Origin of the sequence: Brachybacterium sp. GU-2, from assembly GCF_030866705.2 — a bacterium.
GTDB classification, from domain to species: domain Bacteria; phylum Actinomycetota; class Actinomycetes; order Actinomycetales; family Dermabacteraceae; genus Brachybacterium; species Brachybacterium conglomeratum.
Window position 1 is genome coordinate 735,412 of record NZ_CP133037.2, and the last position, 20,509, is coordinate 755,920.

Annotated in this window: 18 protein-coding genes, 1 tRNA gene and 1 pseudogene; 10 read left to right on the plus strand and 10 right to left on the minus strand. The window is 66.5% G+C overall.

The genetic code is table 11. From position 1 onward, the window contains the following. Nucleotides 1-9 precede the first annotated feature (9 nt). The 3 genes from RBL05_RS03410 to RBL05_RS03420 all read right to left on the minus strand — a co-directional run bounded on the left by RBL05_RS03410 (nt 10) and on the right by RBL05_RS03420 (nt 2,638). Complete coding sequence (locus tag RBL05_RS03410) at nt 10-990, minus strand: ribose-phosphate diphosphokinase (RefSeq protein ID WP_010551089.1); 981 nt, start codon at nt 988-990, stop codon at nt 10-12. Beyond that, a complete protein-coding gene (glmU, locus tag RBL05_RS03415; protein ID WP_318604078.1) occupies nt 987-2,495 on the minus strand; it encodes a bifunctional UDP-N-acetylglucosamine diphosphorylase/glucosamine-1-phosphate N-acetyltransferase GlmU in 1,509 nt (502 codons plus the stop codon). The genes RBL05_RS03410 and glmU overlap by 4 nt, the downstream gene beginning before the upstream one ends. Before the next feature lie 71 nt (nt 2,496-2,566). Further along, nucleotides 2,567-2,638 (minus strand) — tRNA-Gln (locus RBL05_RS03420). Between the two features lie 178 nt (nt 2,639-2,816). Here RBL05_RS03420 and RBL05_RS03425 point away from each other — a divergent pair. From RBL05_RS03425 to RBL05_RS03440, 4 genes and pseudogenes are all read left to right on the plus strand, one after another. Further along, nucleotides 2,817-3,464, plus strand: coding sequence for a TetR/AcrR family transcriptional regulator (locus RBL05_RS03425; protein WP_308740597.1), 648 nt, complete (start codon nt 2,817-2,819; stop codon nt 3,462-3,464). Nucleotides 3,465-3,550: 86 nt separating this feature from the next. Further along, the gene (locus tag RBL05_RS03430) at nt 3,551-4,087 is read left to right on the plus strand and encodes a MarR family winged helix-turn-helix transcriptional regulator (protein WP_308740596.1); all 537 of its coding nucleotides are present in this window, start codon (nt 3,551-3,553) and stop codon (nt 4,085-4,087) included. Nucleotides 4,088-4,177: 90 nt separating this feature from the next. After that, nucleotides 4,178-5,497, plus strand: a pseudogene (locus RBL05_RS03435) (ABC-F family ATP-binding cassette domain-containing protein); the annotation flags it as partial. A 131-nt stretch (nt 5,498-5,628) separates the two neighbouring features. Further along, the gene (locus tag RBL05_RS03440; RefSeq protein ID WP_167560223.1) at nt 5,629-7,440 is read left to right on the plus strand and encodes an ABC-F family ATP-binding cassette domain-containing protein; all 1,812 of its coding nucleotides are present in this window, start codon (nt 5,629-5,631) and stop codon (nt 7,438-7,440) included. A gap of 91 nt (nt 7,441-7,531) precedes the next feature. Here RBL05_RS03440 and RBL05_RS03445 read toward each other — a convergent pair whose 3' ends face one another. After that, entirely contained in the window at nt 7,532-7,951 is a 420-nt protein-coding gene (locus tag RBL05_RS03445) for a recombinase family protein (RefSeq protein ID WP_006214186.1), read from the minus strand. Beyond that, nucleotides 7,948-8,319 (minus strand): hypothetical protein, encoded by a 372-nt coding sequence (locus RBL05_RS03450; RefSeq protein ID WP_006214184.1) that lies wholly within the window; start codon nt 8,317-8,319, stop codon nt 7,948-7,950. The genes RBL05_RS03445 and RBL05_RS03450 overlap by 4 nt, the downstream gene beginning before the upstream one ends. A 207-nt stretch (nt 8,320-8,526) precedes the next feature. Between RBL05_RS03450 and RBL05_RS03455 the strand changes: the two genes are divergently transcribed. The 4 genes from RBL05_RS03455 to RBL05_RS03465 all read left to right on the plus strand — a co-directional run bounded on the left by RBL05_RS03455 (nt 8,527) and on the right by RBL05_RS03465 (nt 11,389). Continuing rightward, nucleotides 8,527-9,537 (plus strand): DNA-protecting protein DprA, encoded by a 1,011-nt coding sequence (locus tag RBL05_RS03455; RefSeq protein WP_259788323.1) that lies wholly within the window; start codon nt 8,527-8,529, stop codon nt 9,535-9,537. 175 nt (nt 9,538-9,712) lie between these two features. After that, the gene (locus RBL05_RS03460) at nt 9,713-10,681 is read left to right on the plus strand and encodes an ABC-three component system protein (RefSeq protein WP_167560377.1); all 969 of its coding nucleotides are present in this window, start codon (nt 9,713-9,715) and stop codon (nt 10,679-10,681) included. Nucleotides 10,682-10,721: 40 nt separating this feature from the next. Then, entirely contained in the window at nt 10,722-10,895 is a 174-nt protein-coding gene (locus RBL05_RS16905; protein WP_311200387.1) for an ABC-three component system middle component 8, read from the plus strand. Continuing rightward, the gene (locus RBL05_RS03465; RefSeq protein ID WP_308740595.1) at nt 10,880-11,389 is read left to right on the plus strand and encodes a hypothetical protein; all 510 of its coding nucleotides are present in this window, start codon (nt 10,880-10,882) and stop codon (nt 11,387-11,389) included. Before RBL05_RS16905 ends, RBL05_RS03465 begins: the two co-directional genes overlap by 16 nt. On the opposite strand, the gene RBL05_RS03470 is transcribed toward RBL05_RS03465, so the two are convergent. After that, nucleotides 11,349-12,674 (minus strand): ISL3 family transposase, encoded by a 1,326-nt coding sequence (locus RBL05_RS03470; RefSeq protein ID WP_308739197.1) that lies wholly within the window; start codon nt 12,672-12,674, stop codon nt 11,349-11,351. The genes RBL05_RS03465 and RBL05_RS03470 overlap by 41 nt on opposite strands. A gap of 139 nt (nt 12,675-12,813) precedes the next feature. On the opposite strand from RBL05_RS03470, the gene RBL05_RS03475 reads away from it, so the two are divergent. After that, a complete protein-coding gene (locus RBL05_RS03475; RefSeq protein WP_308740594.1) occupies nt 12,814-14,145 on the plus strand; it encodes a DUF2326 domain-containing protein in 1,332 nt (443 codons plus the stop codon). 109 nt (nt 14,146-14,254) lie between these two features. On the opposite strand, the gene mobF is transcribed toward RBL05_RS03475, so the two are convergent. From mobF to RBL05_RS03490, 3 genes are all read right to left on the minus strand, one after another. Continuing rightward, a complete protein-coding gene (mobF, locus tag RBL05_RS03480) occupies nt 14,255-17,815 on the minus strand; it encodes a MobF family relaxase (protein WP_240941233.1) in 3,561 nt (1,186 codons plus the stop codon). Between the two features lie 200 nt (nt 17,816-18,015). Then, the gene (locus tag RBL05_RS03485) at nt 18,016-18,207 is read right to left on the minus strand and encodes a hypothetical protein (protein WP_167560379.1); all 192 of its coding nucleotides are present in this window, start codon (nt 18,205-18,207) and stop codon (nt 18,016-18,018) included. Continuing rightward, nucleotides 18,204-18,572 carry a hypothetical protein gene (locus RBL05_RS03490; protein ID WP_167560381.1) on the minus strand — a complete coding sequence of 123 codons (369 nt, stop codon included), beginning with the start codon at nt 18,570-18,572 and terminating at the stop codon, nt 18,204-18,206. The genes RBL05_RS03485 and RBL05_RS03490 overlap by 4 nt, the downstream gene beginning before the upstream one ends. A 443-nt stretch (nt 18,573-19,015) precedes the next feature. On the opposite strand from RBL05_RS03490, the gene RBL05_RS03495 reads away from it, so the two are divergent. After that, entirely contained in the window at nt 19,016-19,351 is a 336-nt protein-coding gene (locus RBL05_RS03495; RefSeq protein WP_225984242.1) for a DNA cytosine methyltransferase, read from the plus strand. Between the two features lie 744 nt (nt 19,352-20,095). Here RBL05_RS03495 and trxA read toward each other — a convergent pair. Continuing rightward, entirely contained in the window at nt 20,096-20,419 is a 324-nt protein-coding gene (gene trxA / locus RBL05_RS03500) for a thioredoxin (protein WP_167560383.1), read from the minus strand. Nucleotides 20,420-20,509 lie beyond the last annotated feature (90 nt).

A 20,509-nucleotide genomic window follows, 5' to 3' on the forward strand; every position in this document is an offset into this window, starting at 1 on the left:
GCCGTCGGCTCAGACCTCGCCGTCGAAGAGGCTCGTCACCGAGCCGTCGTCGAACACGGCGCGGATCGCCCGCGCCAGGAGCGGCGCGATGGAGAGCTGGGTGAGGCGGTCGAACTGCTTCTCCGGCGGGACCGGGAGGGTGTTCGTGCACACGACCTCGCGCACCTGGGAGTTCTTCAGCCGCTCGGTCGCAGGGTCCGAGAGGATCGGGTGGGTGGTGGCGATGACGACGGAGGCGGCGCCGTTGGCGATCAGCGCGTCGGAGGCCTGGACGATGGTGCCGGCGGTGTCGATCATGTCGTCGACGAGGATGCAGGTCTTGCCCGTGACGTCGCCGATCACGCGCTTGGCGACGGCCTGGTTGGGGCGCGTCGTGTCGCGGGTCTTGTGGATGAAGGCGAGGTTCACGCCGCCGAGCCGCTTGGACCACTGCTCCGCGACGCGGATCCGGCCGGCGTCCGGGGAGACCACGGCGATGTCCTCCTCGCCGTACTTCCTCTGCACGTAGTCGGCGAGGATCGGCAGCGCCATCAGGTGGTCCAGCGGCCGGTTGAAGTAGCCCTGCACCTGCGGGGCGTGGAGGTCCACGGAGATCATGCGGTCCACGCCCGCGGTCTCGTACAGATCCGCCATGAGGCGGGCGGAGATCGGCTCGCGGCCGCGGTGCTTCTTGTCCTGGCGGGCGTAGGGGAAGCTCGGCGCGATGGCGGTGATGCGCTTTGCGGAGGCGCGCTTGAGCGCGTCGATCATGATCAGGTGCTCCATCACCCAGGTGTTGATCGGAGCGGGGTGGGACTGGAGCACGAAGACGTCGGTGCCGCGCACGGACTCGCCGTATCGCACGTAGATCTCCCCGTTGGCGAAGTCCCAGGCGTCCATGGGGAGGACCTCGACGCCGAGCTCCTCGGCGACCTCCTGTGCGAGCACCGGGTGGGCCCGTCCTGAGGCGAGGACCAGTCGCTTCTCCCCGGTGGTGACGATTCCGCTCATCGCTGCTCGTGCTCCTTGTGCTCCTCGGCGGCAGTTCCTGCGGGCGTCTGTGCCGCGGACCCCTGCTCGGCGTCGAGGGCGGCCCGGGCCGCGCTCTCGGCCGGGGTCCCCGCACGGCGTCGCAGGGTCCATCCTTCCATGTTCCGCTGCGAGACAGCGTTCACGCCCAGCGCTCCGGCAGGGACGTCCTTGCGCACGGTGGTGCCGGCGCCGGTCGCGGCGCCGTCGCCGATCGTGACCGGGGCGACGAGCACGTTGTCCGAGCCCACGCGCACGTGGCGGCCGACGGTGGTGCGGTGCTTGTTCACCCCGTCGTAGTTCGCCACGATCGTGCCGGCGCCGATGTTGGTGCCCTCGCCGATCTCGGCGTCGCCGATGTAGCTGAGGTGGGGCACCTTCGCGCCCTCGCCGATCACCGCGTTCTTCGTCTCGACGAAGCCGCCGATCTTGCCCTTCGCGCCGAGGTCCGTGCCGGCGCGCAGGTAGGAGAAGGGGCCGACGGTCGCGCCCTCGCCGATCACGGCGAGCAGCGCATGGGAGCGGACCACCTCGGCGCCTGCGCCCACCTCGGTGTCGCGCAGGGTGGTGTCCGGGCCGATCACGGCCTCGGCGCCGATGTCGCTGGCGCCGTGCAGCTGGACGCCGGGGAGGATCGTCGCGTCCTGGCCGATGGTGACGTCGGCGTCGATCCAGGTGGTGGCGGGGTCCACGATCGTGACGCCGGCGCGCATGTGGCGCTCGAGGATGCGGCGGTTCATCTCGGCGCCGAGCTGGGCGAGCTGGACGCGGTCGTTGACGCCCTCGACCATCATCACGTCCTCGGTCACCACGGCCCGCACGGAGCGGCCGTCAGCCCGCGCGATCGAGAGGACGTCGGTGAGGTACATCTCGCCCTGGGCGTTGTCGGTCGTGGTGCGGCCGAGCGCGTCGCGCAGCACGGCGAGGTCGAAGGCGTAGATGCCGGAGTTGATCTCGTCGATCGCGCGCTGCTCATCGGTCGCGTCCTTGTGCTCGACGATGCCGAGCACCTCGGAGCCGTCCTCGCTGCGCAGGATCCGGCCGTAGCCGGCGGGATCCGGGACGCGGGCGCTGAGCACGGTGACGGCGGCGCCCTCGGCCTCGTGGGCGGTGACCAGCTCGCGCAGCGTCGCGGGGTCCAGCAGCGGCACGTCGCCGTAGGTCACCAGCACGGTTCCCTCGCCTGCGGCGACCTGCTCGAGGCCGCACTGGACGGCGCGGCCGGTGCCGGGGATCTCGTCCTGGTCGGCGACCCGCACCTCGGAGGCGTGCTCGGCGAGGTGCGCGGCGACGCGCTCGCGCTCGTGGCGCAGCACGACGACGAGCTCGCCGGGGCCGGTGCCCTCGGCGGCGGTGAGCGCATGCACGAGGAGCGAGCGACCGCCGATCTCGTGGAGCACCTTGGGGGTGCGGGACTTCATGCGGGTCCCGGCGCCGGCGGCCAGGACGATGACGGCGACGGGTGCGGTGGTCTCGGCAGTGGCCACGTCGGCAGCTCCTAGAGATCGAGGGGGGGATCGACGGGTGTCGGCCGCGCCGCCCCGGGGGACGGTGAGCGTTCCGCCATCAGGACTCGAACCTGAAACTTCAGAACCAAAATCTGAGGTGTTGCCGATTACACCATGGCGGAGCGCGCCCGTCGCGGAGCGCCTGCGAGCAGGCGCGGGGCACCGCCGGACGGGGCCGACGGGCGCACGGACGCGGAGCGATCCTACCGCCCGGGCGGCCCCGACCAGCGCCCGTCGACGCGCCGGGGGCTCCGCTGACCCGCCGGTCACCGTGCGGTCGCCGTATGGGAGACTCGCCGCATGGCGGAGAACGGGGCCCCTCGCGGCCGGTCGACCCGGATGACGGGCAAGGAGCGGCGGGAGCAGCTCGTGCTCGTCGGCCGACGGGTGTTCGCCGAGAAGGGCTTCGACATGACCTCGGTCGAGGAGATCGCCTCGCGCGCGAAGGTCTCCAAGCCGATCGTCTACGAGCACTTCGGCGGCAAGGAGGGCCTGTACGCGGTGGTGGTGGACCGCGAGGTCGCCACCCTGCTCACCGCGCTCGAGGAGTCCCTCTCCGATCAGCGCGCCCATCCGCGAATGCTGATGGAGCGCGCGGCGCTGGCCTTCCTCGCCTACATCGACGAGAACGAGGACGGCTTCCGGATCCTCGTGCGCGACTCCCCCGTCAGCCATTCCGTGGGGACCTTCTCCTCCCTGCTCACGGACGTCTCGCGCCGCGTCGAGGTGATCCTGGCGAGACAGCTGCGGCTGCACTCGTACCCGATCAAGGACGCCGCGCTGTACGCGCAGATGCTGGTGGGCATGGTCGCCTACACAGGCCAGTGGTGGCTCGAGACCCGCAAGCCCGCGAAGGAGGTCGTCGCCGCGCGGATGGTGAACCTCTCCTGGTTCGGGCTGAGCTCGCTGGAGAAGAAGCCCGAGCTGCGCGGGGAGACGAAGGGCTGAGCGTCTCGGCCGGCGCGGCACGTCCCCCGCGTCGCCCGCGTCACCCGTGGCGGCCGCGGCCAGGACCGAGAACCTAGACTCGCCCCATGCCCACCACGCCTGCGGACGACGCCGCGCCGCCCCATGACGAGGTCGACCGGGTCCTCGCGGGCTGGGAGCTGGCGCGCGAGGACCTCGACGTCTCGCCGCTGGCGGTCCTCTCCCGCGTCTCGCGCCTGACCCGCTATCTCGAGATCGCCCGGCGCGAGGCCTTCTCCGAGGCGGGGCTCGAGGGCTGGGAGTTCGACATGCTCTCCGCCCTGCGCCGCAGCGGCGATTACGCCCTTTCCCCCGGCGCGCTCATGCACGAGACCCTCGTGACCAGCGGCACCATGACCACCCGCATCGACAAGCTGGTCACCCGCGGCCTGGTCTCGAAGAACCGCAGCCCGCACGACGGCCGCGCAGTCGAGGTGCGCCTGCGTCCCGACGGCGTGGCCCGTGTCGACGCCGCGATGGAGCGCCTGCTCGAGGCGGAGCGGGAGCTGCTCGGCCCGCTCGCCGCGGCCGAGCAGGCGGAGCTCGCGGGCATGCTCCGCACACTGCTGCTCACCTTCGAGTCCGACGACCCCCTCGGAGGCTGAAGCCGGCGCGCGGCGCCCGGTGAGCGTCCGCGCCCGCGCCGCCCGGCACCCTCCGACCCCGCTCCCCGTCCCCAGGAGGACCCCAACCCCATGGCTCATCTGCTCGGCACCCAGTCCCTCCATGTCGCACTGCCCGATCGCGTGCTGCTCGACGACGTCACCGTCGGCATCGACGAGGGCGACCGCATCGGCGTCGTCGGCCGCAACGGCGACGGCAAGTCGACGCTGCTGCGCCTGCTCGCCCGCGCGCAGGCGCCCGACGAGGGACGGGTGACGGTGCGGGGCGGGGTGCGCGTCGGCGTGCTGACCCAGCAGGACGAGGCGACGGTCGGGGCGAGCGTCCGCGACCGCGTGGTGGGCGACCGGCCCGAGTACGAATGGGCCTCCGACGCGCGGATCCGCGACGTGCTCGCGGGTCTGCTCGGCGGCATCGCTCTCGACGCACCGCTGACGGACCTCTCGGGCGGGCAGCTGCGCCGCGTGCATCTGGCGGAGCTGCTGGTCGGCGACTGGGACGTGCTGCTGCTGGACGAGCCGACGAACCATCTCGACGTCGAGGGCATCGCCTGGCTCGCCGAGCACCTGCGGCGGCGCTGGAGCGCGAAGGACGGCGGGCTGGTGGTCATCACCCACGACCGCTGGTTCCTCGACGCGGTGTGCACCCGGATGTGGGAGGTGCACGACGGGATCGTCGAGCCCTTCGAGGGCGGGTACGCCGCCTACGTCCTCCAGCGGGTCGAGCGAGACCGACAGGCCGCCGCGATCGAGTCGAAGCGGCAGAACCTGATGCGCAAGGAGCTCGCGTGGCTGCGTCGCGGCGCGCCGGCGCGGACCTCGAAGCCGAAGTTCCGCATCGACGCGGCGAACGAGCTCATCGCCGGCGAGCCGCCCGTGCGCGACACGGTCGCGCTGACCCAGCTGGCGACCTCGCGGCTGGGCCGCGACGTGATCGACGTGCTCGACGTCGACGCCGGCTACGGCGGCACGACCGTGCTGGAGGACGTGACCCTGCACATCGGCCCGGCGGATCGGATCGGGATCCTCGGCCCGAACGGCGCCGGGAAGTCGACTCTGCTCGCGCTGATCACCGGGGACCTCGAGCCGCTCGCCGGGCGGGTCAAGCGAGGCAAGACGGTGACGGTGCGGCAGGTGTCCCAGCGGCTCGAGGGGCTGCAGGAGCATCTGGACTCCCGGGTCAGCGATGTCGTGGGGCGATACCGCACCACGTTCACGGCCGGTAAGGACGAGGTCTCCCCCGGTCAGCTGCTCGAGCGTCTGGGCTTCACCGCGGCGCATCAGAAGGTGCAGGTCAAGGCGCTCTCGGGTGGTCAGCAGCGTCGGCTCGACCTGCTGCTGACGCTGCTCGAGGAGCCGAACGTGCTGGTCCTGGACGAACCCAACAATTCGATGGGTTGTTCGTTCCGGACGCCTCGATTCTACCGTCGTGGCAGGGCAGCGTCACACCCCGTTGCTGGGTGTCGTACCCGTGCGAGGCGGGTTGTACCGTGCCGCACCGCGCTGGTCGGGAAGGGTGGTCGCTGATGGCTACACCTCTTCTGGGGGCCGAAGGGCTGCACTTGGAGTACCCGACGCGGGTGGTCTTCGACTCGCTCTCGGTCGGGATCGAGGAGGGCGACCGGATCGGGATCGTCGGTCGCAACGGTGACGGCAAGTCGAGCCTGCTGGGGATGCTCTCGGGGCAAATCGAGCCGCAGGCGGGTCGGGTGACCCGGCGCGGCGGCGTGCGGTTCGGCGTGCTCGGTCAGAGTGACGACCTCGATCCGGAGGCCACGGTCGGGTACTCGATCGCCGGCGACGCGCCGGAGCATGAGTGGGCCAGCGATGCCCGCATCCGCGATGTGATCGGCGGGCTGGTCCCGGATATCTCCTGGGATGCGGTGATCGGCCGACTCAGCGGAGGGCAACGGCGGCGCGTGGCCCTCGCTGCCCTGCTGGTGGGCGACTGGGAACTCATCGCTCTCGATGAGCCTACGAACCATCTTGATGTTGAGGGCATCGCCTGGCTGGCCGAGCACATGAAGCGACGCTGGCCCAAGAACAGCGGCGGACTGCTGGTCATCACGCACGATCGCTGGTTCCTCGATGAGGTCTGCACCGAGACGTGGGAGGTGCACGACGGCACGGTCGAGCCGTTCGAGGGCGGCTACGCCGCCTACGTGCTCCAGCGGGTCGAGCGAGATCGGATGGCCGCTGCGGCCGAGAGCAAGCGGCAGAACCTGATGCGCAAGGAGCTGGCGTGGCTGCGGCGAGGCGCTCCGGCGCGCACGTCGAAGCCGAAGTTCCGGATCGACGCGGCCAACGAGCTGATCGCTGACGTGCCGCCGGTGCGCAACCCCATCGAGCTGCAGCGGGTCGCGGTGGCCCGGCTGGGCAAGCAGGTCGTGGACCTGGAGAACGTGAGCGTGAGCTTCGGGGATCGGAAGGTTCTCGATGACGTGACCTGGCGGATCGCTCCGGGTGAGCGCACCGGCATCCTGGGCGCGAACGGGGCGGGCAAGTCCACACTGCTCGGGCTGATCTGCGGCACTCTGGAGCCGACCGAGGGTCGGGTCAAGCGAGGCAAGACGGTGCAGGTCGGCATCCTCGATCAGCAGTTCTCCCAGCTCGCCGACATCGGCGGCGACCGGGTGCGCGAGGTCCTGGCACGCACCAAGACCACGTTCCAGATCGACGGCAAGGACCTCACGCCGGCGCAGCTGCTCGAACGGCTCGGCTTCGCCCGCGAACACCTCTCGGCACGGGTCGATGACCTCTCCGGCGGGCAGAAGCGGCGGCTGCAACTGCTGATGCTGCTGCTCAGCGAGCCAAACCTGCTGCTTCTCGATGAGCCGACGAACGATGTTGACGCGGACATGCTCGCGGCGCTGGAGGACCTGCTGGACTCGTGGCCTGGCACGTTGATCGTGGTCTCTCACGACCGCTACCTGCTGGAGCGGGTCACCGACCAGCAGTATGCGATCCTCGACGGCGGGTTGCGGCACGTGCCCGGCGGGGTGGACGAGTATCTGCGGCTGCGAGCCGCACAGGAGCAGCAGGCCGTGACCCCGTCGCCGATGAGCGCTCAGAGCAGCGAGGAGAAGACGGCGGCGTCGTCTTCGGCTTCGGAGTTGTCGGGTGCGGAGCGCCGGGCGGTGCAGAAGGAAATCGGCGCGATCGAGCGCCGGCTGGAGAAGCTGTCGGGAAGCATCGAGCGCATCCATCAGCGTCTCGCCGACCACGACCAGAGCGACTACGAGGGCTTGCAAGGCCATACCGATGAGCTGCGCCAGGCAGAGGACGAGGTCGCCGAGCTCGAAGAGCGGTGGCTGGAGCTGTCCGAGTCGATCTCCTGACGGGCCAGGGCTTCCGTCCCGCATACATGGGTTCGCGCCTGCCGCTTCGTGAGTGACAGGCGCGAACTGTGTATCGGGGAAGGTCGGGTGGTTAGTCGAAGGGCGGATCGTCTTTCTCGGTCTCGGCATCGCCGTCGATGCGCCGGGCATCGGCGATGCTCAACTCGTACATCGACCCTCGCACGCAGTCGTCGAGGACGGGGCCGGTGAGGATGCCTGTGGCGACGTGGACGGTGACCCCGGCTCGGTCGAGAGCGTCGCCGGTGCGCAGGTTGGCCACGGGGGCTCGGCCGAGGCGCCATATCTCGGCGACGATCACGTCGGTAACCTCGCCCTTAGCGGCCGGGTCGAGGAGCTGGGCGAGACCGGGGCCTGTGTGGCCGGCATCGGTGAAGACGCCGTCCTCGGTCAGGCCACGCTCGTGCAGATACTCCCGGCAGTCTTCTGCCTGCTGGTTGGTCTGCGCTTCGCTGTCGGTCGCGCTGCGCAGGTAGAGAACCGCCTTGGTCATGACGCACCCCCTGCCATGATCGGGGCGGAGGAGACGCCCTGTGCCTGGCGCCGCTGGCGTCGCTCGGTGTGCTCGTGGATGCGCACGCGGGCGAGCAGGACCAGGCTGACGGGGCCGATCCAGAGCATCTTGAACGCTGACCAGATCGCGATGAGCACGACGAGGTTGAGCCAGCCCGGCCCGCCGTCACGGATGATGACGGTCAGCAGGCTCGCGGTGTAAAAGTATGGGATCGCGAGCAGCATTGCCGGGAGGCCCCACTTGAGGCCGTGACGGGTGCGGACCTTGTCGAGCACGATGTTGGTCGGCATCCATCGGCGCATGAAGATGCGGATGTGGATGCTGGCGAACCAGATGAGTCGGAACATGATGCCTCCAAGCACGTAACTGTGGTGAGGCAGTACGTGTGGAGTGTCCCGGAGGACGGCCCCGAGGGGGCCTACATGGTGAGGGGTGAATCTGCCTCTGTGCTTCTCACTCTACGCCGCACGTACGACACGCGGTAGCCCCCGTCGGCCGTGCTCGGTCGCTGGCGGTGCACCTTGCCCGTGACTGTCTGGGAAGGGGCACAGATCATGGCGAAGCTGGCAGAGCAGGCGAAGGGTGAGCAGCAGGCGCGGATGATGCTGTCGATGATCGCCGAGCCCGACGACGCGGCCACCGGCCGCGTCCTGCACCGAGTCGGCGGGGTCGAGACGCTGCGGCTGCTCGAAGACGACCAGGCCACAGTACCGGAGATGAACCGCGCCGATGCGATCGCCTGGCGCAACCGCGTCGCCCCGCGCATTGAGGGCGACATCCCCGCCCGTGTCGCGGATGCGGAACGAGCCGGTATATCCACGCTCATCCCGACCGATACGGACTGGCCGCACTCGCTCAACGACCTCGGCCCCCGCGCCCCGTACCTGCTGTGGACGCGTGGGGCGACATCGCTCCTTTCCGGTGCTCTCACGGATCGGGTCACGATCACCGGCTCCAGAGCCGCCAGCGAGTACGGCGTGCAGGTCGCCGGGCACCTCGCGAGCGATCTCGCGCACCACGAGCGCACGATCGTCGCCGGTGGCGCCTATGGCATCGACGCCGCAGCACACCGCGCTGCGCTGACCGCAGGCGGGAGCACGATCGCGGTGCTGGCCGGCGGCGTTGACCGCCCTTATCCGCGCGGCAACTCTGATCTGCTGGCCCGGATCGGTGATCTGGGGGTGCTGGCCAGCGAGGCTCCTCCGGGGGCGACGCCGACCCGGTGGCGGTTCATGGCCCGCGCCCGTCTGCTGGGTGCGCTGTCGGGCGCGACGGTGATCCCGGAGGCGGGCTTCCGGTCGGGATCGCTGCTGGTGGCGACAGAAGCGCACCGGCACAGCCGCGCCGTCGGCGCGGTCCCTGGCCCGGTCACGTCGGCGGCGAGTGCGGGTCCGCATGAGCTCATCAATCGCGGACGCGCCGAGATCATCACCGATACCGCGGACGTGACCGCCCTGCTGGACTCGCTGCATGATCCGGGCCGGCTGCTGAACCGCCAGGCACCTGGCCGGCAGCTCGATACCCCGCCGCAGAACACGGCGTCGCAGGAGGGGCCGCGCCTGTAGTGCGCCTCATGATCCTGACGGGCTCGGGCTCAGACTTGGAGGAACAAGTCAGCAGAGAGCCATCTCCCGGCGTGTACGGCAGGAACCGACATCGAGAGCGTCCAACCTGCACAAGGAACTACTGTGACGTCGTGTCAGCCTTAAAGCGGAGGCGGCGCGCTTGGTACCATCAGGTGTGGGATATCCGTACGAAGACCTAGCAGAGGCTCAAATTGAGGCCCTCGTTGTCCAGGCTGCGAAACTACTCCTGGGCAGGGGTGTTCAGGGGTTTGCCACAGGCGTGGATGGTGGCAGGGATGCTCGGTTTGAGGGGCTTGCAGACGGCTTCCCCAGTGCGGCACGACCGTGGGACGGGATTTCTATCATCCAGGCCAAGCACACTATGTCGTACGGCTATTTCAGCGACTCTGACTTTAGCGGTGGAGCCGCCAGTTCGGTGCTGGCCAATGAGCTTCCGAGGGCCAAGAAGCTCTACGAGAACGGAAAGCTCAATAACTACCTGCTCTACTCGAACCGATATCTCACAGCGAACGCCAATGAAAAAATCATCGAGATGGTCTCAGCTGAGACGGGCATCCCCAGTGAGAGCGTGCATCTTTGTGGAATCGAGGCTCTAGACGAGTCGTTTCGAATGGAACCACGGCTGGCGCAACTGGCCGGGGTAAACCCTCTCGACGGGCCACTTATCGTATCCAGTCGTGAACTTGCGGAAGTCGTGGAGGCGATCGCTGAGATTATCGATGACAACACAACTGGGATGCAAAGTCGTCCGCAAGAGCGCACTTCGTTAGCGGCGAAGAACGAACTCAACAGCATGACTGAGAAAACCTCAAGACGCTTGATGGGTAACTATGGCCACCTGCTCACGCAGTTCAAGGACTTCTTGGCCGATCCCGGCAATAGTGCGATTCGTGACCTCTACGATAGCTGCGCGGAAGACTTCGATCTCAAGATTTTGGCCCACAAAGAGGAGCATCACACGTTCGATAAGGTCTTCGGTCAAATAGTTGATCTATTGACTAGCAGAGATCCTCTTCTGGGCAGAAATCGCCGCCTGACGCGAGCAATGGTCTTTTACATGTATTGGAACTGTGATATCGGTGATACGGAGGTCGAAGCGGATGTTGTTTCCAACCAAGCATGACCATCCCGACCAAACCGTCATAGCCGTCTCCGGAACTATGATGAAGTATCTTTCGAGATATCGAGTCGTGACCTACGACGCACTGCTTGAACATTGCCAAAGCAAGAATCAAAAGGTCGACTACCTGTTCTCTCCGGCGATCAGCCTTCTGTTCCTGCTGGGTCTCGTGCGATACCTTCCCAAGTCAGACTCCTTTGAGTGGGTGAAAGCATGAGGCTAGTCAGGCTCTACTCCAATCAACCGAACATTTTCAGCCCAATCGCCTTCAATGAAGGCTTATCGGTTGTGCTCGCGGAGATCCGTCGAGATCAAGGCAAGAGAAAAACCGTACATAATCTCGGCAAGAGCACGGTCGCTCGATTGATCGATTTCTGTCTACTGAAGGGTAGACACTCCAGTTTCTTCTTGTTCAAGCACGAGGATATCTTTGCCAACTTCACCTTCTTCTTGGAACTTCAGTTGGGAGACGGAAACTACATCACTGTTGCGCGATCGGTAGATGCCAAACGCCCCGTTTCGATCCTCACCTCCACTGTCGACGTGCCTGATGCGACTGAATTAGAGATCGACCAATGGTCGCACGTAGGACTAGGGATCTCTCCGGCAAAGCGGTTGCTGGACGGCTTATTCGGATTCTCAGTGATTTCGCCATACGATTATCGGCTCTTCAGAGTTGAGTGTGGGGTGAGGCGTCGAGGCCGCCGGTGATGAGGAGCATTCGGAGGCGGTAGTGCTCGAAATTCCGGAAGCCGCGGGCGGTGCGGCGGCCGAGCTCGATGAGCCCGTTGACGGCCTCGGTGCCGCCGTTGCTCGCGCCGTTGGTGTCGAAGTAGGCCAGGAACGCTGTCCGCCAGCGGCGCAGAGTCTTCCCGAGCCTGGCGATCTCCGGGATCGGGCAGGACGGCAGGGAGGCGATGAGCTCCTCGGCGAGCTGTCGCCCTCGTGCGGGTGTGGGCTGGTGGAAGACGTCGCGGAGGTCTTGGGAGCAGTGGTAGGCGACCTCGACCGCGACATGCTCGGGATGCGCCGCGAACGCGCTGGCCAGCCGAGTCTGCTGGCGCGGGGTGAGGCGTTCGCGCCCCGCGCGGAGGATGTGGCGGATGCCGTAGAGGGGATCTCCCTTGCGGCCGCGGTGGCCGAGGGTCTCCTGCTGGATCCGGCGGCGAACGTCATCGACCGCCGCCCCGCCGAGCTTGACGATGTGGAAGGCGTCCAGCACGCAGGTCGCATCTTCGAGCTGGTCATCGATCGCGTTCTTATATCCCTGGAACGGGTCCAGCGTCGCGATCTCGACCCGCCGTCGGAACGTCTCGCCCCGCTCGTCCAGCCAGTCTCGGTAGGCCTTGCCGGATCGGCCGGGGACCAGGTCCAGCAGCCTGGCGGTGGGGTGGGGTCCTCGGGTCAGGTCGACCATCCCGGTGAGCTCCTTCGGGCCGCGCCGGCGCGGGTCGCGGTGGTGCCAGATGTGCTCGTCCACGCCCAGGACCTGCACTCCCTCGAACCGGGACGGGTCGTTCGCAGCCTCGATCAGGAGTGGTCGGACCTGGGACCAGACCGTGTTCCAGGTCGTGCCGAGCTGACGAGCAAGGCCCTGGATAGTCGCTCCCTCGCGGCGGAGCTGACCGATCGCCCAGCGGATCGCGCGCGTGCTCAGCAGGCCCCGCGGAGCGCAGACCTCCGGGTCCTGCTCCACGAACGAGACCACCTCGCAGAGGCCCTCGTGGCAGATCCAGCGGCGCTTGCGCCACCGGATCCGCACTGGACGGCCCGCCCAGGGCGCATCGATCACCTCGACCATCACTCGGCCGTGACCAGCGGCGATGACTCCGCAACCAGGGCATCCGGCCACTGGATCGCAGGACTCGACCTCGAGCACCAGGCCCGTACGGCCCTTCACCACCGAGGCCAGATGGAGGGTGGGGAAATCGAGGAGAAGATCGCAACGGTCGCAGCGGCCGAGCGCGTCAGAGCAGGCGCACGTAGAGTTGGGCATTGTCGAGGTCCTTGAGATTAGCGGGGGTAGAAGTCCGCTCATCATCGAGGACCTCGACGTCTATCCCCAGCTACCCGACGCCACCGGCGCGCCCACACTCAACTCTGAAGAGCCCGATTATCGAGACATAATGGGGTACGTGTTGCGCGAGCAAGACGACTATAGCGACGTCTTCCACCTGCGCAAGTTTCGAGGTAAGCATAGGGAGTGGAAGCCATTTCTCGCGCACCTGCTCGGATTCAATGCAGAGTTGACCGTGGAGCTCTACGATCAGGTCGATGAAGAAGAGAAGCTTGACCAAGCGATATATCACCATCAACGCGAAGCTGGAACTGCAGATAATGCCGATGTCGGGAAGCTCGACGGAATTATCGCTATAAGAACCCGCGAACTTGACCAATTCCAGTCAACATTGGACACTTTCGACTTCTCGCGTGCAGATGCCGAGGCCACTGAGGACTTGGTTGAAGACATTGAAGAGAAGATCGCCGCGGGAAACGAGGAAGCGTATAGGCTCTCGCAGCTGCTGAACAGACTAAACGATTCTCTCAACGAAGACGCGATCCTTTTTAGCCCGAGCCAGACCGAGAAGCTCTTTGCTGAAGCCGGCGTGGCCTTCCCAGACCAACTAAAAAAGGATTTTGAACAACTTATTGAGTTCAATCGAGCCATCTCCCAGGAGCGTCGTGACTACCTCCTTGAGCAGCGCACCGAAACTGAAGAGAGATTGCAGGCTCTGACGCCTGAACTTGAGTCCTTGCAACGTGAGCGTGCAAGACTCTTTGAGTTCCTTGATGGTTCAGACACTATTGAGAAGTACAAGGAAGTCTCGAACCAGGTCATCAGCATTCGGGCAGATATTGCTTCACTGGACCGGCAGCGTGAGGCACTGTCTCAGATCGTGCACTTGCGGCAGGAAAAGCGACAGGTTCAGGAACGTAGAAATCACCTTCAAACTGCTATCGAGCAAGATGTCTTAGTCCAGTCTGAGACGGCAGGCAATCGCTATCGTGAGATCCAACAGTACTTTGATGAGATCGTGCATGACGTTCTCGATGAGCACGCCCTACTTTCGGTAACCGTGGCATCCACCGGTAGTCTTGAGTTTTCGGCTGAGATCGTAGATTCGACGGGCTCTGAAACAAGTGCTGGTAGAGGATTCACGTTTAAAAAGTTGTTGTGCATCGCGTTTGATTTGGCGGTTTTGCGCACTTATCTGGGGCAGCAGTTTCCTAGGTTTTCCTTCCATGACGGCGTGTTCGAGAGTCTCGAACCACGCGCAAAGAGGCGCCTAATCTCGGTCTTGCGTCAGTATGCGGACTTAGGATTGCAGCCTGTTATCACAACTCTTGATTCTGATCTTCCGGAGGCGATTTCCTCGTCGCCTGATGCTATTGAGACGAGCGAAGTGGTATGTACATTGCATGACGATGGGGCTGAGGGCAGGCTATTTCGCACTAAGTCTTTCTAGCCTGGATCGCGCTGTCATCAATCACTGTTTGTAGGCGATGGCCGCCCCCTTTGCTCATATCCTGACTTCGTCCAGATGTCGGCCGCGAAGTAGTGTCTTCTGCCGAGGATCAGCGTCCAAAGGTGATGTTGGAGCCCAGGAGCCCTACACGCATTTCCTGAGCCAAGGTTTGATTCGCTTCTACCGTGAGCACGCGTAGCGCTGCGTTGGCTCGGGCGTGGTCGATCTTCTGCGGGCCGGTTTGCGGGGCCGGGCCGAGTGGGGTGTCGTCGCTGATCTGGTAGCGGTCGCGGTAGGCGGCGATGGTTCGGGCGTCGCGTCGCCAGCGTGCCTGCTCGCGCCTGCCGGCGGGAGGGGTGCCGAGCGGCTGGGTCCAGGGCTCGCCAGTCTGGCGGGCAGTGTCGAGGATCGCGTCGGCGCGGGTCTCGATCAGCTCTCGTCGCTCGGTCAGCGCCTGCCGCATGTTTGCGGCGATCGAGCCTTGCACGTGTGGGATGAGGCCGGCGATCAGCCGCGGAGTCTTCCTCGTGCGCCCCGACCCGGCCGGCTGGGCGGTGGCGCGGGCGAGGCGGTAGTGCATGACCTTGGCGATGTCCTCGGCGTCATCGAACCCGCGAGCGGCCACCAGGCGCGGGAACAGCGCGTCAACGTCGTGGTGGTTGGCCTCGGCGCGTCGCAGCTCGGCAGTTAGCGCTCCGAACGCGACCGACCCGATCGCGGCGTCGGCCTGCTCCTCGGTCAGGCCCGAGCCGTGTAGGAGGGCGGCCCAGCGGTCGTGCTGGGCGGCTGCGGCGATGGTCTCGTACTCGGCGGCGAGCTGCGCGATCGAGCCCCACTGGTCCTGCTCGGCGGTGATCGTCTCGTGCGCGGAGACCTCGGCCCCCGAGTGCTGCACCACCCCGTAGAGCACGGTGCGCGAGCTCGCATCGGGATTGTCCGCCGGATGCGGTTCAGGGTGGTTGGGGTCGAGGCGGTCCGGGATCACGTAGGCCAGATTCGCCAGCCGACCGCGAGTCATCGCGACATAGAAGTTCTCACGGGTCGAGGACGGCTCGACCAGCACATGCGCGGTATCGACCGTGACGCCCTGGGCCCGGTGCGCAGTGACTGCGTATCCCAGATCGACGTGCTCTGCCACGTAGTCGGAGGGCAGCACGATCGACCCGAAACGGTGGCCGGGCTTGCGGATCGTGATCGACCCGTCATCGCGCACGTCGGTGATCTGCCACCGTTCGCCGTTGCGCACCCAGCCACGGCCGGTGCCGGTGCGCAGGCGCCGGTCGTTGCGGCGGGTGATGATCGTGTCCCCGACCCCGGCGGACGTGCCCTCGGCTAGCGCGACTTCGCGGCCGGGCTTGATCTTCCCGGTGAGGATGAGATCGGCGCGGGCTCTGGCGTTTAGTGCGGTCACGTCCTCGCGGGTCTCGGCGATCAGCACCGAGGCCCGTCCGGCGTCGCGGTCGGCACGCCAGGCGGTGTAGGCGGCGTCGATCATGTCCTCGGCATCACCGTCGCTGACGCGGTCGTGAGCGAGGTACGTGTCGATCACGCGGGTGCGGCCGTGGCGCAGATCGAGGGAGGCGGTCTTCTCCCATTCGTGGACGAAGCGGTGCACGTCCACGAGCTCGGGGGCGTCGTCGCGGTCGGCCACGAGCATCCCGAAGCTCCCACCCGCATCGACGGATTGGAGCTGCCCGTAGTCGCCGACCAGCAGCACCTTCGCGCCCGCCTCGGCCGCGAGGCCGGTGATGCGATCCAGCGACAGGGTGCCGGCCAGGGAAGCCTCGTCGATGATGACGAGCTGCCCGGCCTGGAACGTCTCCCCGTGGAGGAGATGGTTCTGCCACCATTTCGCCGTGTTCTCGGTCGCGATCCCGAGATCCTCGCCGAGGACCTGCGCCGCCACCGCCGACGGTGCCAGCCCGACCACGGACCCGTTCCCGTGCTGCTTCTCCCATGTCCGACGCAACGCCGACATGGCGGTGGTCTTCCCGGCTCCTGCCGGGCCGACCAGCACGTCGAGAACCCTCCCGGAGACCGCGATCTGGGTGAGCGCTTCGGCCTGGTCGTCACCGAGCAGGCGCCCTTCCCGGTCGGGCTTCGCGGTGATCTTCTCGACCGTCTCGACCTCGACCACCGGGCCGGTCAGGGTGCGGGAGCGTTCCAGGAGACGGTCTTCGGCCTCCAGCAGCACCGTGGAGGAGAACACGGTCGAGTGGCGGGGCCGGAACACGCTGCTGCCGTCTGGGCGGCGGAACGCGGCCGGGCTGGTGGCGAGCTCGGGCGGCGTCAGCCGCAGCGAGGCCTGCTCGGCGGCATCGGCGATCATCTCCACGATCGCCTCCCGGTCGCTCACTGTCGCGAACCTCCATGCCATCGACTGCCGGCTCGCCTCGGAGTGCAGGTTCCATCGCCGCCAGGTCGAGCGTTTCTCGCCGACGACCTCGACCACCGCCTGCCCGAGCTCGGAGATCACCTCCAACGGCACATCATCAGCCCGCAACGGCCGCACCTGCTGCGCCTCGGCGAGAAGGCCGCCGGCCCAGCCGGTCGCGTCCTCACCCAGCAGACGACCTGCCCGCTCACGCCAGCCGCTCGTCAGGTCGGCCAGGGAATGGACCTGTTTCTCGGGGCGTGTGGCGAGGGTGGCCTGGGCGCGCAGGCGCACGATCGTCCGCGCCGAGGGCCGGCGGCCGTGCTCGGCGGTGTAGGCGGCGATGAGCCGGTCGGTCTCGGCATCGATATCGCGGGCGCGGGAGGAGAACTCCTCGATCAGCTCCTCGCTGACCCCGGTGATCTCCCACGCCGGGTTACGGTCCCGGCCCCGATCCCGCGCCTCCCACTCCACGCCGAGCGTGCCGGTGAGGCGGTCGGCCAGGACCGCGTTGTAATGCTCCGAGAGCGCGACGACCGCCGCGTGCATCGGGCGGCCATCCAGTGACCGCCATCGTCCGTCCAACGCGGTCTGGACCTTGTTGGAGATCACGACGTGAGTGTGCAGCTGCGGGTCCCCGGAGCGGCTGTCGTAGTGATCGAAGGCCGTGGCGATCAGTCCGGTCACGTCGACCTGGGCGACCGCGCCGTCGGCGGCGGTGTAGCCGGTGCGGGTCGCGGCGACCTCGCGCTCCATGAAGTTCACGACCTCGGCGATCGCCTCGTGATGCGCCTGGGCGATCAGGGCCTGCGTGCCGGCGTCGGCCACGCCCCACAGCACGGAGACGGACTTCGGCACCGAGAACGTGTAGTCGAACCCCGCGACCGCACGGCGGTTGCCCCGCTCGTTCTCCTCGGCCTCGATCTGGCTGATCTGCTCGGCACGCTCACCCATCCCCAGGCCGGGGTCGAGGTCGGCGGCGCGCTTCTCGATCCGGTCGGCGACCGAGACGTACCGTGGGAAGGCCCGCCCGAGCGGGTCGCCGCTGACGGGATCGCGGCCCATCCCGATCAGCAACTGCAACTGCGACTCCGAGACCTCATCGCCGAGAGCGATCCGCCCGTCTCCGAGGCCGCGAAGGGCCGACCCGATCCAAGTGCCCGGTGGTGTTCCCTCTTCCGTGTAATACCTGGTCAACGGGGTCGAGAGGGAGCGGTCGCCGTCGGCGGCAGCGATCGTGCGCATCAGGTACTTGTACCCGTCGCCCGCGCTCATCACCCGCATCGAGACCGTCATGCAGACCAGGTGGACAGACTCACCACGGCATCGGTGTGAGCCTCAATGCCGGAGGTTGGCTACAGGGCCGGCCCGTCGTCGGACGGGCCGCGCCGCCGGGGAGCCTGCACGGTGGGCTCGAAGGTCGAGCGAAAGGGGTTCGGGAGCTGTCGGCGTGTTGCACTGGGGTTGCGCAACTGGTCGATCTCGCGCCGTTGCGCCTAGAGTTGCTCGTTCAGACCGTCCATGCTTGTGCGCAACTCGGCGAGCTGCTCGCTGATCTTCGCGTTGGCTTCGGTCAGGTAGTGCATGATCGCGACCTCGTAGCGCTCGGCATCAGAGGGTTGCAGCTCCGCGTTCACCACAACGAACTCAGCGAGAGCAAACGATCCGTTCCCGGCGGCCTCACTCATGCGACGGGAGGCCATGCGGGAGAACATTGCCGTGCGAGCGGCCCAAGGGGGAACTCGCCACCGTAGATGTCGCCGAAGGCTTCCTGGATGAGCTGGACCGTCTCCGGAGTGAGCAGCAACGGGTTCTCGCTCTCGATGACGGAGGCCATCGCCATGCAGCTCTCAGCAACCGCGTGGTGCGAGGCAGTCCTGCCCTTGATCTCCTGCGTGAGGTTCGGAGGCTCCAGCTCGTGCGGCTTCTGCTTCGTGAACACGTTCCAGAGATCGACTCCCGTGCGCTCATGGTAGGCGCCGTAACGACGTAGATCGTCAGCGATCTTGCCTCGCTCAGCCTCCGTGATCGCGAGCTCCACCCGTTCCACCATGACCTGTCTCCTGTCCCTTCGCTCGGCCCGCCGCGGGGCCTGTCGATCTCCAGGTGACCGCGCGATCCCGCCGCCGCGAAGCCTTGTCAACCTGGGTTGACACCTTGATCTGCAAGAGGTGTGGACCAACTCTGAGCGGTAGGTGATCAGGCTGGCGACGAGAGAACGCCGAGCCAAAAATTATGCCGTGGGAAGCCCGGTAAGGGTCGCGCAGGTGACAGGGAGGTGAGTGGGAAGCGCTGGAGAAGTTCGGCGCCGGAGACGGACTCGCTTACCTGGCAGCAACCAGACCGGTAGGGCAGGCAACCGCTCAGCACCGGGAAAGCCAATCACCCGGAGCAACTTGTGTCTGCACGTCGCACTTCCCCCCGTTTCCTCGCCGCGAATTGGCTCGACCTTCAGCGGGTACGGAGGGCTCGACCTTGCCGTCGAACACGCCACTGGTGGGGGATACGGTCTGGTTCTCCGAGATCAACACCTCGGTCGCGCAAGTCTTCTCTCACAATTGGTCGGATGCCCCAAACCTCGGCGACATCTCCGTCATAGACTGGAGTACCGTACCGCCGGTCGAAATCGTGATAAGCGGCTTCCCCTGCCAGGGCGTCTCAATCGTCGGCAAGGGTGCAGGCATCGCGCCAGGTACTCGCTCGGGGCTCTGGTCGTGCATGGCACGCGCAATCGAGGAGCTGCAACCCGCGTGCGTCGTGATCGAGAACGTAAGGGGTTGCTCTCGGCCCCCGCTACCCGACCCGCGAAGGGGTATCAAGTGGACCCGTTGACCGTGATCCTACAGCCGCTGGCCATGCAACCGTTTGCGACTTGGCATCCGACCCGTGCGGTCTGGGGGACGCATCAGCCCGACCTCTTCGGACGGCAGGCGCCGTACTCGGAGACCTGGCCGACTTGCGGTATGACGCACGATGGATCGGCCTACCGGCTTCACTTTCCGGCGCTGATCACCATCGCTTCCGTATCTTCATCGTCGCCTACCGCAGGGGCGCTGTTCCGGACGCCGCTAGCAACGGACTCCTCTCGGGGCGGAGAGACGATGGAGACGGTCAGAGCCCGCGGCGGCACTATCGCACTGAGTCATCAGATAATCGACCTCGCACTTAACGGACCGGGCGGCTCGACCATCAACTCGAACGCAGCGGAGACCCTGTTCGCGCTAGTCGACAGCATCTTCGTCGCTGGGGGCGATACGCCGACGCCGTCGCACGATGGGAGCACATCACCCGACGCGGCGCCCCTGCCCCCGCAGTTCTGAACGAGGACAGAGGGCCACGTTCGTCGCCGGAGTTCGTGGAATGGCTTATAGGTCTGCCAGTCGGATGGATCACCGACCCGATGGGTGATCTGACTGCAAATCAGCAGAACACCGCGTTGGGTAACGGGGTCCTGCCACTTCAAGCGCTCCTTGCCCTGCGCAGTCTTGGACTACGTATGGAACCACGCCGATTTGGGCGATCGTCAACTGCCGCGCAACGATCGGCGGAGTTCGGGAACAGTTCGACGGCCGAGCCTCAGATAATACCTTCGAGGCGCTGCTCGATCTGCGGCTTCGGCATCGCCCCGATGATCTCGCGCACGATCTCACCCTTGTCGAAGACCTTCATCGCAGGGATCGAACTGATGTTGTAGCGCGAGGCGATGTCGGGGTTCTCGTCGACATTGAGCTTGGCGATGAGAAGCTTTCCATCCTGCTCGGCAGCAATCTGGTCCAGGACCGGCGCGATTGCACGGCACGGGCCGCACCAGGCTGCCCAGAAGTCCACGAGAACGGGTACGTCGCTCTGGAGCACAACCTCATCGAAGGTCTGGGTGTCGACGGTGGTGACTTCGCTCATGGGACTGATTTCCTTCCTGTTACACGTTGCGTGCGATAGACCGCACGCACACCACAACACCCTACCCCCTGGGGTATTCCCGTGGTGCTG

Excerpts from the sequence above, each read along its gene's own strand:
- RBL05_RS03410 (WP_010551089.1), bottom strand. The coding sequence starts at position 990 with ATGAGCGGAATCGTCACCACCGGGGAGAAGCGACTGGTCCTCGCCTCA.
- RBL05_RS03425 (WP_308740597.1), top strand. The coding sequence starts at position 2,817 with ATGGCGGAGAACGGGGCCCCTCGCGGCCGGTCGACCCGGATGACGGGC.
- RBL05_RS03430 (WP_308740596.1), top strand. The coding sequence starts at position 3,551 with ATGCCCACCACGCCTGCGGACGACGCCGCGCCGCCCCATGACGAGGTC.
- RBL05_RS03440 (WP_167560223.1), top strand. The coding sequence starts at position 5,629 with ATGGCTACACCTCTTCTGGGGGCCGAAGGGCTGCACTTGGAGTACCCG.
- RBL05_RS03445 (WP_006214186.1), bottom strand. The coding sequence starts at position 7,951 with ATGACCAAGGCGGTTCTCTACCTGCGCAGCGCGACCGACAGCGAAGCG.
- RBL05_RS03450 (WP_006214184.1), bottom strand. The coding sequence starts at position 8,319 with ATGTTCCGACTCATCTGGTTCGCCAGCATCCACATCCGCATCTTCATG.
- RBL05_RS03455 (WP_259788323.1), top strand. The coding sequence starts at position 8,527 with ATGGCGAAGCTGGCAGAGCAGGCGAAGGGTGAGCAGCAGGCGCGGATG.
- RBL05_RS16905 (WP_311200387.1), top strand. The coding sequence starts at position 10,722 with ATGAAGTATCTTTCGAGATATCGAGTCGTGACCTACGACGCACTGCTT.
- RBL05_RS03470 (WP_308739197.1), bottom strand. The coding sequence starts at position 12,674 with ATGCCCAACTCTACGTGCGCCTGCTCTGACGCGCTCGGCCGCTGCGAC.
- mobF (WP_240941233.1), bottom strand. The coding sequence starts at position 17,815 with ATGACGGTCTCGATGCGGGTGATGAGCGCGGGCGACGGGTACAAGTAC.
- RBL05_RS03485 (WP_167560379.1), bottom strand. The coding sequence starts at position 18,207 with ATGAGTGAGGCCGCCGGGAACGGATCGTTTGCTCTCGCTGAGTTCGTT.
- RBL05_RS03490 (WP_167560381.1), bottom strand. The coding sequence starts at position 18,572 with ATGGTGGAACGGGTGGAGCTCGCGATCACGGAGGCTGAGCGAGGCAAG.
- trxA (WP_167560383.1), bottom strand. The coding sequence starts at position 20,419 with ATGAGCGAAGTCACCACCGTCGACACCCAGACCTTCGATGAGGTTGTG.